12 protein-coding genes are annotated in these 15,755 nt (G+C 61.2%); 8 read left to right on the forward strand and 4 right to left on the reverse strand.

The window, feature by feature from the left end:
* Positions 1-94: 94 nt before the first annotated feature.
* Entirely contained in the window at positions 95-259 is a 165-nt protein-coding gene (locus RIN61_RS23195; protein WP_190288806.1) for a hypothetical protein, read from the reverse strand.
* 438 nt (positions 260-697) lie between these two features.
* Here RIN61_RS23195 and RIN61_RS23200 point away from each other — a divergent pair, with 438 nt between their 5' ends.
* A complete protein-coding gene (locus RIN61_RS23200) occupies positions 698-2,476 on the forward strand; it encodes an acyl-CoA dehydrogenase C-terminal domain-containing protein (protein WP_313854360.1) in 1,779 nt (592 codons plus the stop codon).
* 34 nt (positions 2,477-2,510) lie between these two features.
* On the opposite strand, the gene RIN61_RS23205 is transcribed toward RIN61_RS23200, so the two are convergent.
* Genes RIN61_RS23205 through RIN61_RS23215 form a run of 3 tightly spaced genes read right to left on the reverse strand, consistent with a single transcriptional unit; the run spans position 2,511 to position 5,067 of the window.
* Entirely contained in the window at positions 2,511-3,608 is a 1,098-nt protein-coding gene (locus RIN61_RS23205; protein WP_313854362.1) for an AraC family transcriptional regulator, read from the reverse strand.
* Entirely contained in the window at positions 3,605-4,639 is a 1,035-nt protein-coding gene (locus tag RIN61_RS23210; protein ID WP_313854364.1) for an AraC family transcriptional regulator, read from the reverse strand. Before RIN61_RS23210 ends, RIN61_RS23205 begins: the two co-directional genes overlap by 4 nt.
* Positions 4,636-5,067 carry a hypothetical protein gene (locus tag RIN61_RS23215; RefSeq protein WP_146742866.1) on the reverse strand — a complete coding sequence of 144 codons (432 nt, stop codon included), beginning with the start codon at positions 5,065-5,067 and terminating at the stop codon, positions 4,636-4,638. Before RIN61_RS23215 ends, RIN61_RS23210 begins: the two co-directional genes overlap by 4 nt.
* A 358-nt stretch (positions 5,068-5,425) precedes the next feature.
* Between RIN61_RS23215 and RIN61_RS23220 the strand changes: the two genes are divergently transcribed.
* The 7 genes from RIN61_RS23220 to RIN61_RS23250 all read left to right on the forward strand — a co-directional run bounded on the left by RIN61_RS23220 (position 5,426) and on the right by RIN61_RS23250 (position 15,754).
* Positions 5,426-6,850 (forward strand): DUF1329 domain-containing protein, encoded by a 1,425-nt coding sequence (locus tag RIN61_RS23220; RefSeq protein ID WP_085622617.1) that lies wholly within the window; start codon positions 5,426-5,428, stop codon positions 6,848-6,850.
* A 23-nt stretch (positions 6,851-6,873) separates the two neighbouring features.
* Entirely contained in the window at positions 6,874-8,520 is a 1,647-nt protein-coding gene (locus RIN61_RS23225; RefSeq protein ID WP_313854369.1) for a DUF1302 domain-containing protein, read from the forward strand.
* Positions 8,521-8,534: 14 nt separating this feature from the next.
* Entirely contained in the window at positions 8,535-10,937 is a 2,403-nt protein-coding gene (locus RIN61_RS23230) for an efflux RND transporter permease subunit (RefSeq protein WP_252192237.1), read from the forward strand.
* Positions 10,938-10,947: 10 nt separating this feature from the next.
* Positions 10,948-11,925, forward strand: a complete 978-nt coding sequence (locus tag RIN61_RS23235) for a WD40/YVTN/BNR-like repeat-containing protein (RefSeq protein ID WP_313854372.1) — start codon at positions 10,948-10,950, stop codon at positions 11,923-11,925.
* A gap of 170 nt (positions 11,926-12,095) precedes the next feature.
* Positions 12,096-13,430 carry an NAD(P)/FAD-dependent oxidoreductase gene (locus tag RIN61_RS23240; protein ID WP_112253747.1) on the forward strand — a complete coding sequence of 445 codons (1,335 nt, stop codon included), beginning with the start codon at positions 12,096-12,098 and terminating at the stop codon, positions 13,428-13,430.
* A gap of 63 nt (positions 13,431-13,493) precedes the next feature.
* A complete protein-coding gene (locus RIN61_RS23245; protein ID WP_313854374.1) occupies positions 13,494-14,177 on the forward strand; it encodes a hypothetical protein in 684 nt (227 codons plus the stop codon).
* 89 nt (positions 14,178-14,266) lie between these two features.
* Complete coding sequence (locus RIN61_RS23250) at positions 14,267-15,754, forward strand: flavin monoamine oxidase family protein (protein ID WP_313854376.1); 1,488 nt, start codon at positions 14,267-14,269, stop codon at positions 15,752-15,754.
* Position 15,755: the final 1 nt, after the last annotated feature.

A 15,755-nucleotide genomic window follows, 5' to 3' on the forward strand; every position in this document is an offset into this window, starting at 1 on the left:
GGGTTCATGCGCCAGTGCATTACCGACCGCAAAGCCCCTGGCTTTGACGACTGGAAGTCGTGCTTGTCGGATGAAGGATGTGGGCACATCAGCATTAGATTGCCAATGCATCGCGCAGGGGTTTGAGGATGTCCGCGAAACTGGACATCAGGTAGACAGGCCAAGGGTAAAGGGGGCTGGTCTGCACGATTTGCTCTGCCGCATACAACGTGCCTGTGAGCAAAAGCGTGACCGTGCCGATGAACGCAATTCGGCGCATGAATCTCTCCGAGTCCAGCGATTGGCTGGTTGCCGGTTTTTGTTGTTGGTGATTTGAAGTCTAAAGGCTCCGCGCGGCAGAGATTTAACAGATCACGCCAGAAAATGTGCAATTCATGAATTTGCGTTCGAGGTGTTGAGACACCGTGGGGCTTTCTGGCTATCGATCTGGCTGTGTGATGCACACCTGAATCTCGGCACGCATTGCCGTTCTCAGGCAGGCGCCGACGGCTTTCTACACGTCAGGGCGGTGAGCCTGCACACCAATGGGGCAGCGACAGCACAGCCGAAAGGGCATTGCCAACGAGCAATTCCACGAATTAGCATAACGATGGTTTTCTTTAATTGTCGCCCGTTCCAGCAATAGCAGTAATCCGGTTGCCCTGTGTGCACTTCGCTCCCGGGATGCGCATCACCCAACTCATTTTCGAGAAATGCCATGTCTGATTACCAAGCACCCCTGCGGGATATGCAATTCATCCTCAATGAAGTATTCGAGGCCAGTAAACTGTGGGGCCAGTTTCCTGCTCTGCACGACTTTATCGACTCGGAAACAGCCGAGGCGATCCTGAACGAGGCAGGCAAGCTCGCAGCCGAGGTACTGGCACCGCTGAATCGTCCCGGTGATGAGCAAGGTTGCCAGTGGCAAGACGGGCGGGTAACGACACCTCAAGGGTTTGTGGAAGCCTACAGGGCCTTTTCCGAGGGCGGGTGGGGCGGGGTCGCCGGCGATGCCAGCCATGGCGGGATGGGGATGCCGAAGATGCTCTCGACACTGGTCGATGAAATCGTCAATGCGGCCAACCTGTCATTTGGTCTGTACCCCATGCTCACCGCTGGCGCGTGCATGGCAATCAATGCGCATGCGAGCGAAACGCTAAAGGGCCAGTATCTATCGAGGATGTACAGCGGTCAGTGGGCAGGCACCATGTGCTTGACCGAACCGCATGCCGGAACTGACCTGGGCATCATCCGTACTCGTGCCGAGCCGCAAGCGGATGGCAGCTACGCGATAAGCGGCACCAAGATCTTCATCACCGGCGGTGAGCATGACCTGACCGAAAATATCGTGCACCTGGTATTGGCTCGGCTGCCTGACGCCCCTGCCGGTCCCAAGGGTATCTCGCTGTTCCTGGTACCCAAGGTGTTGAGCAATGACGACGGCACATTGGCCGAGAAGAACAGCCTGAGCTGCGGATCCCTTGAACACAAGATGGGCATAAAGGGGTCAGCGACCTGTGTGATGAACTTCGATGGTGCCTCGGGGTGGTTGGTCGGCGAGCCGAACAAAGGCCTGGCTGCAATGTTCACCATGATGAACTACGAACGGCTCGGAGTGGGCGTCCAAGGGTTGGCTACCGGCGAGCGTTCTTATCAGAGTGCGATCAGCTATGCCCGTGAGCGTGTCCAGGGACGGGCATCGAGTGGACCTGCCGAAGGGCAGCAGATTGCCGATCCGATTATCGTCCACGCCGATGTACGCCGCATGCTGCTCACCATGAAAGCCTTGAACGAAGGCGGGCGTGCATTTTCCAGCTATGTCGCCATGCAACTGGACACGTCCAGGTACAGCGAAGACGCCGAGGCGCGCAAGCGTGCAGAAGAACTCGTCGCTTTGCTGACGCCGGTCGCCAAGGCATTCCTGACCGACATGGGGTTGGAAGCCACGTTGCACGGCCAACAGGTGTTTGGCGGGCATGGTTATATTCGCGAGTGGGGCCAGGAACAATTGGTACGTGACTGCCGTATCACCCAGATCTATGAGGGTACGAATGGCATTCAGGCTCTGGATCTGCTCGGCCGCAAGGTCCTGGGAACGGGTGGTGCCTCCGCGAAAACCTTGATCGACGAGGTGCTGGGTTTCATCCATTCGGCGCCACCAGCACTGGCCGAATTTACCGCACCATTGAAGGCTGCGGTCCTCAATCTTGAGGAATTGACGGCCTGGATCCTTGACCGCGCCAAGGGCGATCCCAACGAAGTGGGTGCTGCCTCGGTCGAGTATCTGCATGTGTTCGGCTACACCGTCTACGCCTATATGTGGGCGCGAATGGCTCATGCGGCGCTGCCCAAGGCAGGTCAAGACGACTTCTACGCCAGCAAGCTGGGTACCGCGCGCTTTTACTTCGCCCGCCTGCTACCTCGGATCCATTCATTGATAGCCTCCGTGAAAGCCGGGAGTGAATCGCTGTATCTGCTGGACAGTTCGCAGTTTTGAGCCATGTGCCTGGCAACCTTGTTGCCAGGCAGCATTACTCGGCAAGGCCGTTGTAGTTTTTTCGACCTCGGAGCAGGCGCGGTTGCCTGGCCAGCCCGGTTTTTCGTTGCCATTGGAGCGGGGTGAGGCCAAACCAGCGATGAAAGGCGCGGCTGAAGCCGCTCGAGTCTGCATATCCCAGAAGCTTCGCCAGCCTGCTCATGCTGATGGCAGGATCCTGCAGGTAGTGCTGGGCTGATTCCTGGCGCACTTCGTCCAGAAGCTGCTGGAATGACGTGCCCTCGGCGAAGAGTTGGCGTTGCAGCGACCGTGGATTCACGACCATCCAGCTGGCGGCCTTGTCCACTGTCGCACGGCCGCTGGGAAGCAGGTGGCGAAGCAGTTGCTTGATGGATCCAGGGAGTGCCGCGCTGGACAACCGCTCCATCCGGCCTATGTGCGTTTCCAGCAGCTGGTGCAACGTTGTGTCCTTGGCGTTCAGTGGCAGCGACAGGGCATCCCGTGGAAAGACCAGGCCGGTAAACGCCGAGGAAAACATCGCAGGTGAGCCAAGGATGCTCCTGTAGTCCAGCTCGCTGCCAAGTGGCGCGTGGGAGAAGGCCACATGATCAGGTTGCCATTCGTCACCGATCATTGCGCGCAACAGCTTCAGGGCCACGGCGCACATCAGCTCTGCGGCGTGGAACTGCCCGGGGCCGTACTGCCGAGGCGTTGAAAACTCAAGGCAGACCTGATCGCGTGCAGGTATGAGCTGCATGCTGACCGCACCATTGAAGACTGCATAGTTGTCCTTGAGCTCCAGCAGCGCTTCGCCTACCGAGTGGGTGCTGCCGACCAGATAGAGCATGTCACCGAATACTGCCAGCCCTTGGTGCATCCCGAACCGCAAACCGAACAGCGGCTGCTCGGCCTGTTGTGCGCACAAATCCAGCAACCCGCAGTAGCGCTGGTAGGCAAGGATCCGCTGGGGGAATTGTTCCACGTCCACAGGCAAAGCCATCAGCCGGAGCATCGCCGTTGGCCTGAGCCCTTCATTGCTGGCGAATTCGGTAAATTTGCTGAGCGCCAGCACACGGATGAACGAGCCAGTGGTCGTGCTGCGCTCGCTGGCCGCGGTGGATACCGCTTTCATGGCGGCGAAACCTCGTGGGTTTCCGGTGCAGCCAGTAGCCCATTGCGATGATGTTGCCGCCATTTCTGCGGGCTGATGCCGTTCCAGCGTGTAAATGCGCGGGAAAAGGCACCCAGGCTGGTGTAGCCAAGCAACGCGGAAAGCTGTGTCAGGTTCAAGGTGGAATCACAGAGATAACGCTTGGCCATGGCCTGCCGGGTATCGTCCAGTAAAGCCTGGAAGTGGGTACCCTCGGCTTGCAGGTAGCGCTGCAGAGTGCGCGGGCTGAGCGCAAGCTGCCCGGCTATGTGTTCAACACTGGCTTGCCCATCGCAAAGGCCGTGCCGCATTAGCCGTTGTACATGGGCGGGTAGCTCGCGCAGGGTGAGGTACGCAAGCTCGTCATAATGGTTTTTCATCAACACCTGCAGGCCAGCATCACGCTCACCGAGTGAATGGGTCAGCAGAGCGTGATCGAATACCCAGGCATTGACCGCACTGTCGAAGCGCGGAGTGATGTCCAGCAAGCTACGGTATGTGTTCAGACGGGCGCCGGCAGCGTGGCGAAGCAGAAGCTCCTGGGGTTTCCAGGCCCGCCCCAAGAGGCTCTCCATGATCTTGGTGCCGAGCGCCATGGCAAGCTCGACGGTCTGCCGGGTGACTGACACGTTTGCGTCTATCACATCATAGAGCAGCCAGGCCTGGTTACCCCGTTGCTCAAGTCTGAGCTCTGCGCCATTGCTGTGGGTAGGGAAATAGCGGATCAAAGCTTGCAACGCATCACCGACCGTATGAGCGCTGCTTATCACATAGTGCAGCGTGCCCAGCGCTGAAAGCCCTTGCTGCAATCCAAGCTGCAGGCCGAACAGCGCATTGCCGGACCTGCGCGACGCCAGCTCCAGGAGTGCGGCAAAGCGCTCGCCACTGAGCGGCAGGTCGGTCCGGCCTTCCATCACGCCTGCCTCTTCGAGCAGTGTGCGGGCATCCAGGCCCTGGCGGGTCGAAAACTCGTCGAAACCGAGCAGGGCGATGTCGAGGACGAAAGAAGTCATGTCGAAGGTTCTGGTCTGGCAGTGCGCATGCAGTGGCCGGGGTGGTGATGAGTCATCGTAACAGCTGTCCACCACCCTGGAACATGGCTTTCCAGGGTGTCATGAAAAGCCTGTTTAGTGGCGCGATATGTGAAGCATTCGAGCATGCCGGCCGTCAGACTCGGAGAGGACGCACCAACAAAAACAAACTCTGCTGCGGCGAAGCGCCGATTACGGAGATCGTCATGACTCGAATGCTTATTGTCATTGTGTTCGTTGTGCTGGGTGCAGGCAGTGTCTACCTGTCGACTGTGCGCGCCAATGCGAGCCCAGGCATTACCCCTCACGTTCATCCCGTTGCCGGCATCGGCGATGTCTTTCGGCATTAGGGCAACAGGTTCGTTCAACGTTGCCTTGACCAAAGCCTGTCTACGTACTTCAGCGTCCATTGCGTGCATCCGCTGTTCTTCTTTTCTCGATAACGCTGCCTGCCCCGGCTCGGACTCGCCCTGGGGCAGCGGGCGAAATCATCCTCCATTGATTTAAAGTAACAAGTGTTCCGTAATTGCACATCTCGCCGTTCTGCCTGCTGCAAAGGAGGGCATTTGAGTCGCCAGGTAGCACATATCAGTTGTTATAAAAATTGTAAGATATTGAGAGTAAACGTAAAAAAATATTGGCAAGTAAATTGCTTTTTTACCCTTGCGTGGTCGTCATCTGACCATGCCTTCGAAACAAACCCAGCCGTCAGTCCTGCCTCGAACGAGGCACGCCGAGCGGTCGCCAAGAGCTCGTGAGGAACCTCGCATGAAAGATGTGAATCAGCGCCTTGATGTTGGAACTTCCATTGCCTGCAGAGGGAGGTCATTGGCACTGGCGCTTGCGGCGCTGGCCGCCTGTGGCGCAGTGCAGGCTGCGCAGAACGATGCTTCGCAATTGGGAACGAAACTGACGCCCCTGGGCGCTGAAGTCGCTGCCAGCGCCGATGGCGTGATTCCCGCCTGGGCGCCACCTGGCAAGCAGGACACAGGCTGGAGTCATGGGCAGGTGCGTGGGCAGTCCTGGAAGTTCAAGGACGACAAGCCGCTCTATAGCATTACCGCAGCAAACGTAGCGCAGTACGCCAAGCAGCTTTCTCCAGGGCAGTTGGAGCTGTTCAAGAAAATTCCCGACTACCGCATGGATGTCTATCCGACCCGACGCACCTGCGGTGCACCAGACTTCGTCGTCGACAATACGCGCAAGAATGTCGGTTTCGCCACGCTCGACGCCGACGGGGTTGCGCTGCAGGACGCTCATGTTCCAGGCATTCCGTTCCCCATGCCGACCACCGGCGCCGAGGTCATGTGGAACATGAAGATGCGCTACCGCGGCGTAGGCTTCGACATGGCCAAGACGGTGTCCGGCATTTCACCGCGTCCCGGCGGCGGGAGCTGGTTGCAGACCTCGACCGACTGGTTCATGTACACGCCGTGGGGGCAGAAGGGCAGTGCGCTGTTCTCCTCGTTCGACCGACTCGAGGTCGCTACCTATTTCTCCTACAACGAGCCGGCTGCACTGGCTGGCCAGGCCGGGGTGGTCACGACCAAGGCCGGCGAGCAGGCGAGCACCTTCTACTACTTCCCAGGCCAGCGCCGGGTGCGTCGCATGCCGTCCTATTCCTATGACTCGCCGCAGATCGGCCTGGACAACCAGTACACCATCGACGAGTCGAACATTTTCTTCGGCCCGATGGACCGCTTCGACTGGAAGCTGGTCGGCAAGCAGGAGCTTCTGGTGCCCTACAACTCGTTCGGTGCTTATGACTCATCCGCCCGTATCGAGGATGTTGCGCAGCAGAACGCCTTTGCGCCGCAGTATCGTCGCTATGAGCTGCACCGGGTCTGGGTCGTTGAGGCGACCGTACGCCAGGGCATGCGCCACCAGGCACCCAAGCGTGTGTTCTACATCGACGAGGACAGCTGGAACGGTCTGGTTGCGGTCGACTACGACAAGCAGGGGCAGATCTGGAAAGTTCGCGAGGGCTACCCCATCCCTGTCTACGAGACCGGCACCTGCGATATGGAAGCCCAGGTCCAGTACAACCTGGTCGACGGCCGCTACCTCTACGACATGACCTCCATCGGCGTTGGCAAGAAAGATCATCGCTGGCTCACCGAGGATGCTGGCAACCCACGTCTGAAGCGTGACTTCTACACCTCGGACAACCTGCGTGCCATCAGCGAACGTTGAACTTTCCCACTTCGAGCGCCGACATGAAAACAACAATCACAAAAGCTTCAGGCCTTGCTATTGCGTGCATGACTCCCTTGGCAATGGGGTTCACTTTCGAGACCGAGTCCATCAGGGGCTCGTTCGATTCAACGATTTCCTACGGTATGGGTATCCGCACCGAGTCCCAGGGTTGCAATCTGATCAACCAGGGTACCAGCGGGCATCATCCACCCAGCGGCTGCCTGGCACAGACCTCCGGTATCGGCGACCAGGGCGACCTCAACTACGACAAGGGTGACCTGTTTACCCATTACCTCAAAGGCACCCATGAACTGCTGCTGAAAATGCCGGAAGACTTTACCTTCATGGCTCGCGGCAGCTGGATCCGGGATTTCGCAGCCACCGATACCAGCGGCGCTCTGTCGTTCTACACCCCTGATGGCGTTGGCAAGGACGGGCTGACCAGCGCCGCCCGCGATGACCTGGAATTCAAAGCGCGCCTGCTCGACCTTTGGGTGAGCAAGGGCTTCGATGTCGGCGAGCAGCGGGTTCGCGCCCGCCTGGGTAACCAGGTGATCAACTGGGGTGAGAGCCTGTTCGTGCTCGGCGGTATCAACAACACCAACGCCTACGACATCCAGGCGCTCTCGCGCCCGGGCGTGCAATTGAAGGAAGCGGTGCTTCCGGCACCGATGCTGAGCCTGGCATCGGGCCTCGGTAGCGGGGTCAACATCGAGGCCTATTACCAGTTCGCCTGGAACAAGAGCGAGGTGCCTCCGGTTGGCAGCTACTGGTCCTACACCTCGGCGCTGGGCAGCGGGATGAAGACCTACGGGTTCGATGACAAGGACGCCCGCGACAGCGGGCAATGGGGCCTTTCGCTACGCTGGCAGCCCCAGGACAGCGACCTGAACGTCGGCTTGTACGTGATGCGCTACCACGACAAGCTGCCATCGCTGACGATGCGTCTGCTGGACCCGGACACCTTCGCCGTGGCGCAGAAGTGGGAGTATCCGGAAGACCGCATGCTCTATGGCATCAGCGCGAACATGCCGATCGGCGACTGGGCGGTGGGTACCGAGCTGTCCTACCGGCCCAAGGACGCAGTGCCGCTCAACCCGGTGCTGGATTTATGCAGCAACAATCGCGGCAAGTGCTGGAAGGACGAGAAGAAGTTCCAGTGGCACCTCACCGGGCTTTACAGCATGACGCCGTCCAACTCGCCCACACTGCTCGATTTCACCGGCGCCAGCACCGGCACATTGCTGACCGAGCTGGTGGTCATCAAGTACCCGGGGCTGCACCGCAGCTATGACGGTGAAATCATCGCCGCCGGTGGCAATACCTGGCAGCTGGACCCTGCGACGGCGCCGAAGGCTCACGGTGACAAGACTTCATCCGGAATCAACCTGGACTTCAGCCTCACCTACGACGGCACCTTGCTTCCAGGCTGGCAGGTGACGCCAGGGGTCTTCTATTCGCGTTCCCTCGGGGGGCGGACTCCCAACCTCTCGGCGACGTTCACCGAAGACGCCAGCAGCATGAACCTTTACCTCAACTTCGTGCGTAACCCGGCCAGTTGGCAGGTGTCGTTCAACTACGCCAAGTTCATGGGCGGCGATACCCCCTATGACCAGTTGTTCCGTGATCGCGATTACGTAGGTGTCGTCGTTTCGCGCACCCTGTGAGGCCTGCTGTGAACATGTCTATTCAAATCAAGGAAACACAATCGCGCGGCCCGTTGGCGTGCACCGAGGCCTGGCTGTTCGGGCACCGCGGCTGGGTGCTGGCAATACTCGCGCTGTTTACCCTGGGTATGGCCTGGTTCGCCGTGCAACTGCGCATGGACGCTGGGTTCGAGAAGCAGTTGCCGATTGGCCATGAGTACGTCGAGACATTCAAGCAATACCGCGCCGATCTGCTTGGCGCGAACCGTCTCACCATCGTGGTCAAGGCGCGCAACGGGACCATCTGGAGCGAAGCAGGCTTGCGGCGGCTGGCTGAGGTGACCCAGGCAGTCACGTTTCTGCCCAGTGTTTCGCGCAGCAGTGTGCGTTCGCTCTGGACACCGAACGCCTTTGTCAACGAAATCACGGAGGAGGGCTTTCGTGCCGATCCGCTGGTGCCGGGAACGGTGACCCCAGAGCGGCTGGATGCCGCCATCATCGGGCGCATTGCTGATTCCACCGCTCAGGGCGGCTATATCGGCACCCTGGTCTCCAGGGACCAGACCAGTGCGATGATCACTGCCGAGCTCAACGAATACGATGTCCATGGGCAGCGCCTGGACTATGTGGCCTACAACCGCGTGCTGGAGCAGCAATTGCGACAGCCGTTCGAGGATGCCGACTTCGAGATCCAGCTGATCGGTTTCGCCAAGCAGATTGGCGATATCGCCGATGGTGCGGCAGCGGTGCTGGAGTTCTGCTTGCTGGCCCTGCTACTGACGGCGGCGGCGGTGTACTGGTACTGCCACTCGGTGCGCTTCACGCTGCTCGCGCTGGGTTGCTCGTTGACCTCGCTGATCTGGCAATTCGGTAGCTTGCGCCTGTTGGGCTATGGCCTCGATCCGCTGGCGGTGCTGGTGCCGTTCCTGGTCTTCGCCATTGGCGTTTCCCATGGTGTACAGCAGATCAACTACATCGTCCGCGAGATCGCCGATGGCAAGCCAGCCGCGCAGGCTGCCCGCTCCAGCTTCCGCGGGTTGCTGATACCGGGCACCTTGGCGCTGGTTACCGCCCTCGTGTCCTTCGTCACCCTGCTGTTGATCCCGATCCCCATGGTCCGTGAATTGGCGATCACCGCCTCGCTCGGCGTCGCCTACAAGATCGTCACCAACCTGGTGATGCTGCCGTTGGTGGCTTCGATGTTGAAGGTCGATGCCCGCTATGCCGCTGCCGAGGAAGTGTCGCGCCAACGGCGGTCGCGCTGGCTGGAAGGCCTGGCGAGGTTGGCGCAGTGGCGCAACGCCCGCTGGGTGCTGCTGGTTGCCGTGACCGTATTCGTCATGGCTGTGTGGCAAAGCCATGATCGCGTGGTCGGCTCGCTTCAGGCAGGGGCGCCGGAGCTGCGGGAGGACTCACGCTTCAATCGCGATGCAGTGGCCATTGCCAGCAATTATGACATCGGCCTCGACTGGCTGAGCGTGGTCTTCGAGGTACGGCCAGGGCCGGATGGCAGCGCCAACGCTTGTGAGGATGTTGCGCTGGGGCAGTACCAGGACCGCTTCGTCTGGGCCATGGAGGGGGTACCCGGGGTGCTCTCGGTGGCGTCGTTCTCATCAGCGATGCGCCAGTTCAACGAGGGCTACAACGAGGGCAACCCGAAGATGAGCGCGGTGCCCATCGACCCGATGAACTATTCGTCTCTGGCCGCCGAGGTGGGGCGCCTGCCCGGCCTGATGCGCACCGATTGCAGCATGACCGCGGTACACCTGTACCTTGCTGACCACAAGGCCACCACCATCTCCCGGGTGATCGATGCAGTGAAGGCGTTTCGCACTGCCTACCCACAGCATGGCATTGCCGTGCGCCTGGCGTCAGGCAATGCCGGGGTGATTGCGGCGATCAACGAGGAGGTCGAGAAGAGTGAAACGCCAATGCTGCTCTATGTCTACGCCGCGATCGCCTTGTTGGTGTTCATCGTATATCGCGACCTGAGGGCGGTGCTGGTGTGCTGTTTGCCGCTGACGCTCGGTACCTTCATCGGTTACTGGTTCATGAAGGAGCTGCAGATCGGCCTGACCATCGCCACCCTGCCGGTGATGGTCCTTGCGGTGGGCATCGGTGTCGACTACGCGTTCTACATCTACAACCGCATCCAGTTGCACCAGGCCCATGGCCAGCCCATCGCCACCGCTGTGGCCTGTGCCCTGCGCGAAGTCGGTATCGCGACCATCTTTACCGCACTCACGCTCGCAGTCGGCGTGGCGACCTGGTCGTTTTCCGAACTCAAGTTCCAGGCCGACATGGGCAAGCTGCTGGCCTTCATGTTCATGGTCAACATGGTCATGGCCATGACGGTGCTGCCCGCGTTCGCCGTCTGGCTGGAACGGGTGTTCCCACGCAAGCGCCCGGTGCGCATGGTCGGCGCGCTGACCCATTGAGGAGAATGACATGCACTACCTGAAACGGGTCATGGGCATCGCCCTGTTAGCGGCCATGCCAATGGCCGCGTCCTGGGCCGCGGGGCTGGAAGCGGTGCCGGCGGCACCTGCTGGCAATGCCGTGCAGGCCATGATGCTGGGTGCGGGCAAAGCGGGGGAGCGGGTGGTGGCCGTTGGCGACCATGGCATCGTGCTGCTTTCGGACGACCAGGGCCGCAGCTACCGGCAGGCCCGCGGCGTACCCTTGTCGAGCACGTTGACCAGTGTCAGCTTCGTCGATGCCAGCAACGGCTGGGCCGTTGGCCACTGGGGCGCGATCCTGGCCAGCGGTGATGGCGGAGAAACCTGGGCGGTGCAGCGCATCGACAGCGATGTCGACCGCCCGCTGTTCGCCGTGCACTTCTTCGATCGCCAGCAAGGCGTGGCGGTGGGGCTGTGGTCGTTGATACTGACAACCGACGACGGCGGGGTCACCTGGACCGAACGCACCTTGCAACCCCAGCCTGGAGCCAGTCGCGCCGACCTCAACCTGTTGAGCCTGTTCAGTGATGGGCAGGGGGCAGTCTATGCCACCGCAGAGCGTGGCAAGTTGCTGCGTTCGGATGACCGGGGCAAGACCTGGCGTTACCTGGACACCGGCTACCAGGGCTCGCTGTGGAGTGGTGCCGTGCTGCCGGATGGCCGTCTGCTGGTAGGCGGGCAACGCGGTACCTTGTTGCGCGGCACACCGGACGCAAGTGCCTGGCAGCGCATACCTCTGACCAGCCGTAGCTCGATTACCGCCATACAGGCAGAGGGCAAGCACGTACTGGTGGCAGGTCTTGATGGCCTGCTGGTGAACAGCCAGGACGGCGGCGCCAGCTTCGACGAGACGCGCAGTGGCGACGGCGTCTCGCTGACTGCTGCGCTGCTACAGGGTGACGGCCAGCCGTTACTGTTTTCCCGCCATGGCGTGAGCGAACCTCCTGCAGGTCGAAACCCTCGCTGACCCGCTCGGCCGCATCGTCTTCAAGTGGTGCGGCCGGGCTTATTCAAGCCTGCGAATAGCGTTCCATATGTGATGACGAATACGTGTAAAAAACAACATAACAGATGTTGCGTTAAATAGGGCGCAGCAGTAGAGTCTGCCAAAACAACAACAGATTTCGGAGGCAAACCATGTCCGAGCTCAGCAGCAACGTTGACAAGTTCCGCCTTCTCGGCGGATGGGTCGAACAACCAGACGATCTGCAGCCGGAGCTCGAGGATGACATCGATGCCGATGTGATCATCGTGGGCGCGGGCTTCGCCGGGCTGTCCACTGCCCTGGAGCTCACCGCGCTCGGTGCCAGCGTGGTGGTGCTCGAACAGGCTTTTGCAGGCTTCGGAGCCAGTGGTCGGAATGCCGGCTACCTTGCCGGCAGCATGGGCGTCGAGTTCGAACTGTTTCACAAACGGCTCGGCGCGGACCAAGCCAGCAAGGTCGTGTCCTTCTACGATGAAGGCGTGGCTTACGTGGAACGACGGCTGGGTGAGCTGGCCATCGATTGCGATTACCTGCCCAGCGGTGTCATCCGTGCCGTCATCCATCCCTCGCAGGAAAAGAGACTGCGCCACAGCATGGCGCTGGGCCAGCAGCTGGGTTCGGTCACACGGTTTGTGGATCGCGATGAAATGCGTGCTCGCGGTATCCCGCCTGCGTTCCTTTTCGGTTGCATCCAGCACGGTGGCACGCTCGATCCCGGCAAGTACGTGATGGGTTTGCGCCGGGCGGCATTGCGGGCTGGTGTTCGCTTGTTCGAGCAGACCAAGCTGCTGTCCTACAGTGACGGCCCAACAGTTACCTGCCGAACCAGGAAAGGCTCGGCAAGCGCGCCGGTCATGGTCCTGGCCACCAATGCCTACACGCCGCAACTGGGTTTGCTGCGGGACAAGGTCACGCCACTGCGGGTCTCGGCCATCGAGACACAGCCGCTGTCCGCTGCGCAACTGCAGTCATTGGGTTGGCAGGGCCGGGAGGGCATCGTGACCCCCCACTGGACCATGGAAAGCCATCGCCTGACCGCGCGCAACACCCTCCTGATAACCACCAAGCAACTGGGTTACGCCTACGGCTCGCAGACCCCGAACGAGCCGGACCGGACGGCGTACGCCGCGTTGCGGCAAGCCCTGGACGACCGATTCCCGTCATTGCGCGACGTGGCGATCGACAAGTGCTGGAGCGGCTATATAAGCCTTGCTTACGACGCCTTGCCGGTGGTGGGTGAAACCGGGCCGCACAGCAATATCTACTACACGGCTGGTTGCTCGGGGCATGGCGTTGGCACCCAATCGCTGATCGGCTTCCTGCTGGCGGAGCGTATCGGCGGCATCGAGCAGCCTTTGCTCACGGCACTGCGCCACAAGACCCCCTCGACGCTTCCCGAACCTTTGCAGTGGTGCGCGGTGAAGGCCGCCCTTGCGGGTGTAAACCTGCTCGACAACGCCCTCAATCGACGGGCACGAGCGTCGTAACTGCGATCAGGCGCTGGCCGCTCGCGGCGCGGCGCCTTGCCGATCTATCACCCCGGAGTTGCAATGAACAATTATTCGAATGAGGCCATGCGATTCACCGCGTGGGCTTCGATCATCGGCGGACTGTTCGCCTACCTCAATGTCGGTTTCATGCTCATGGTCACTCAGGGTGACATGGCCGTGACGTTGCAGGGTGCGACCATGCTGACCCTGCCGGCTGAAGCCAGGCAGTACTTCAGGCTGTCGATGTTCGCCGACATCCTGGGTTTCTACCTGCCAGTGCTGGCTGTAGGGGCGTATTTCTGGCGCGAGTTTCGCGATGAGGCGGGGGCGCTCGGGGACATGGCCCTCCTGGCCATCGCCACCTATGTGGTGCTTGGCGTAACCGGTGCGGGTCTGCAGCTGACGGGCAGCGAGGCCCTGCGTGCTGGCGCCGAGGCAGCATGGACGACCATTGCCGTGGGTAGCCAGCGCGGGCTCTGGTGGTGCGAAGGCCCTGTCGTCCTGTTCTGGGGCATCGTCGTGGGGCGCTATTTGAAGAATGCCGGTTGGGGCAGCTCGGTCCTGCTGCCGCTGAAGGTGGTGGGCTGGTGCTTCGGCCTGTACTTCGTTTCTGGCTTCTTTGCGGCCCTTGATCCGCTGACCAATGCCCTGCTGGTGCTCGTGGTACTGATCTTCCCGTTCTGGCTGGTGTTGTTCGGGTTGCAGTTGCGACGCCGGGCCCTGCGCCTGCCGCTGGGCGCCTGAACGATAACGCTCCACCCCTTGCTCGCTGGACCTGAAGCGCCACGCAGTGGCGCAGCACAATCGAACAACAATAGCGTGAGGCTCCTTTTATGGCTGAAAAGCCTACCTCCAATTCACTGGATCTCAAGCGCCGGCAGTTGCTGAAGTTTGCTGGCGCCACCGCCGCCGTAGGCGGCCTCGGCCTGCATGTCGGCCTGGCCAGCGCTGCCGAACCTGTGGCGGCTGCGCATGGCGACGAAGAGGGCATCCTGGATGTCGCCATCATTGGCGCCGGCATGGCCGGGCTCACGGCGGCCCGTGATCTGCTGAACGCCGGCTGCCGCTCGTTCCAGGTGCTGGAAGCCCGTGAGCGGGTCGGCGGGCGGGTGCTCAATTACGACTTGGGCTCGGGCTACATCTCCGAGGTCGGTGGGCAGTGGATCGGGCCCGGCCAGACGGCCGTCGCCGACCTGGCCCGTGAGCTTGAGGTGGACACGTTCCCGACCTACTACCAGGGCAAGACCGTGGTGCTAGGCGGGGAAGGGCGACTGGAGCTCGACCTGCACGGCACCTTCGGCACCGATGAACGCATTGGTGCCAAGCTCAGTGAGCTTTCCAGGCTGGTACCGTCCGGTAAACCCTGGGCATCTTCCAAGGTCGACGAACTGGACAAGCTCTCGGCGGGTGACTGGCTGGCGCAACAGGATATCAAGCCCGAGGACAGGTCTGGCTGGGACACAAGCTTCATGCTCACCTGTGGCGTGGCGCCGGCCAAGATGAGCCTGCTGCACTTCCTGTCGATGATCAATTCGGCAAGCTGCGACTACATGAAGCTGGACTCGATCAAGGACAGCGCCCAGGGCACCCGCTTCGTTGGTGGCTCGCAGATCCTGTGCACCCGCATGGCCGAGCAGTTGGGCGACCGGCTGCGCCTGGCCTGCCCGGTGCGCGCGATCAGCGAGTGGGACCGCGACGTCGTCACGCTGCACACTGACCAAGGGTTGATACGCGCCCGCCGGGTTATCGTCGCGATCCATCCAGCCCTGTGCAACCAGGTACGCTTCGAGCCCGCGCTGCCGGAAGGGCGCGCGGCGCTGCAGCGCGCCTGGCCGGCACACAGCCCGGCGCGCAAGACAGCGATGGTCTACAAGCGGCCGTTCTGGCGCGAGAAGGGCCTGAACGGCCACACCATGCAGGTCAAGGGGCCGCTGCTATGGGCTTGGGACAATTCCCCACTCAATGGCGAAATCGGTGTGATCAACGCCTTCGTCGTCAATGCAATGCTGCCCTCCGATCACCAGGCTGCGCAGCAGGTCCTCACCGAAATCTACGCCCGTTCCTTGGGCGATGAAGCCCTGCAGCCGGTCGCCTACCACGATCATGACTGGGGGCTGGCAGACCCCTGGAGCCTGACCTGCGTGTCGGCGATTCCGCCCGGTTTCTGGAGCGAGCATGGCGAATCGTTGCGTCCGCCGTGCGGCAACCTGATCTGGTCGGGCACTGAAACGGCCGATATCTGGGCCGGATACATGGATGGCGCCGTGCGTTCAGGTCATCAAAGTGCGCTGCAGGCGCTTGCTTCGCTGCGTCGGGCATAGG

It is taken from the genome of Pseudomonas inefficax, from assembly GCF_032164165.1.
GTDB lineage: Bacteria > Pseudomonadota > Gammaproteobacteria > Pseudomonadales > Pseudomonadaceae > Aquipseudomonas > Aquipseudomonas inefficax.

What these genes read in the sequence shown, in the direction of transcription:
- RIN61_RS23195 (WP_190288806.1), bottom strand. Translation starts at nt 259, where the DNA reads ATGCGCCGAATTGCGTTCATCGGCACGGTCACGCTTTTGCTCACAGGC.
- RIN61_RS23200 (WP_313854360.1), top strand. Translation starts at nt 698, where the DNA reads ATGTCTGATTACCAAGCACCCCTGCGGGATATGCAATTCATCCTCAAT.
- RIN61_RS23205 (WP_313854362.1), bottom strand. Translation starts at nt 3,608, where the DNA reads ATGAAAGCGGTATCCACCGCGGCCAGCGAGCGCAGCACGACCACTGGC.
- RIN61_RS23210 (WP_313854364.1), bottom strand. Translation starts at nt 4,639, where the DNA reads ATGACTTCTTTCGTCCTCGACATCGCCCTGCTCGGTTTCGACGAGTTT.
- RIN61_RS23215 (WP_146742866.1), bottom strand. Translation starts at nt 5,067, where the DNA reads ATGGACGCTGAAGTACGTAGACAGGCTTTGGTCAAGGCAACGTTGAAC.
- RIN61_RS23220 (WP_085622617.1), top strand. Translation starts at nt 5,426, where the DNA reads ATGAAAGATGTGAATCAGCGCCTTGATGTTGGAACTTCCATTGCCTGC.
- RIN61_RS23225 (WP_313854369.1), top strand. Translation starts at nt 6,874, where the DNA reads ATGAAAACAACAATCACAAAAGCTTCAGGCCTTGCTATTGCGTGCATG.
- RIN61_RS23230 (WP_252192237.1), top strand. Translation starts at nt 8,535, where the DNA reads ATGTCTATTCAAATCAAGGAAACACAATCGCGCGGCCCGTTGGCGTGC.
- RIN61_RS23235 (WP_313854372.1), top strand. Translation starts at nt 10,948, where the DNA reads ATGCACTACCTGAAACGGGTCATGGGCATCGCCCTGTTAGCGGCCATG.
- RIN61_RS23240 (WP_112253747.1), top strand. Translation starts at nt 12,096, where the DNA reads ATGTCCGAGCTCAGCAGCAACGTTGACAAGTTCCGCCTTCTCGGCGGA.
- RIN61_RS23245 (WP_313854374.1), top strand. Translation starts at nt 13,494, where the DNA reads ATGAACAATTATTCGAATGAGGCCATGCGATTCACCGCGTGGGCTTCG.
- RIN61_RS23250 (WP_313854376.1), top strand. Translation starts at nt 14,267, where the DNA reads ATGGCTGAAAAGCCTACCTCCAATTCACTGGATCTCAAGCGCCGGCAG.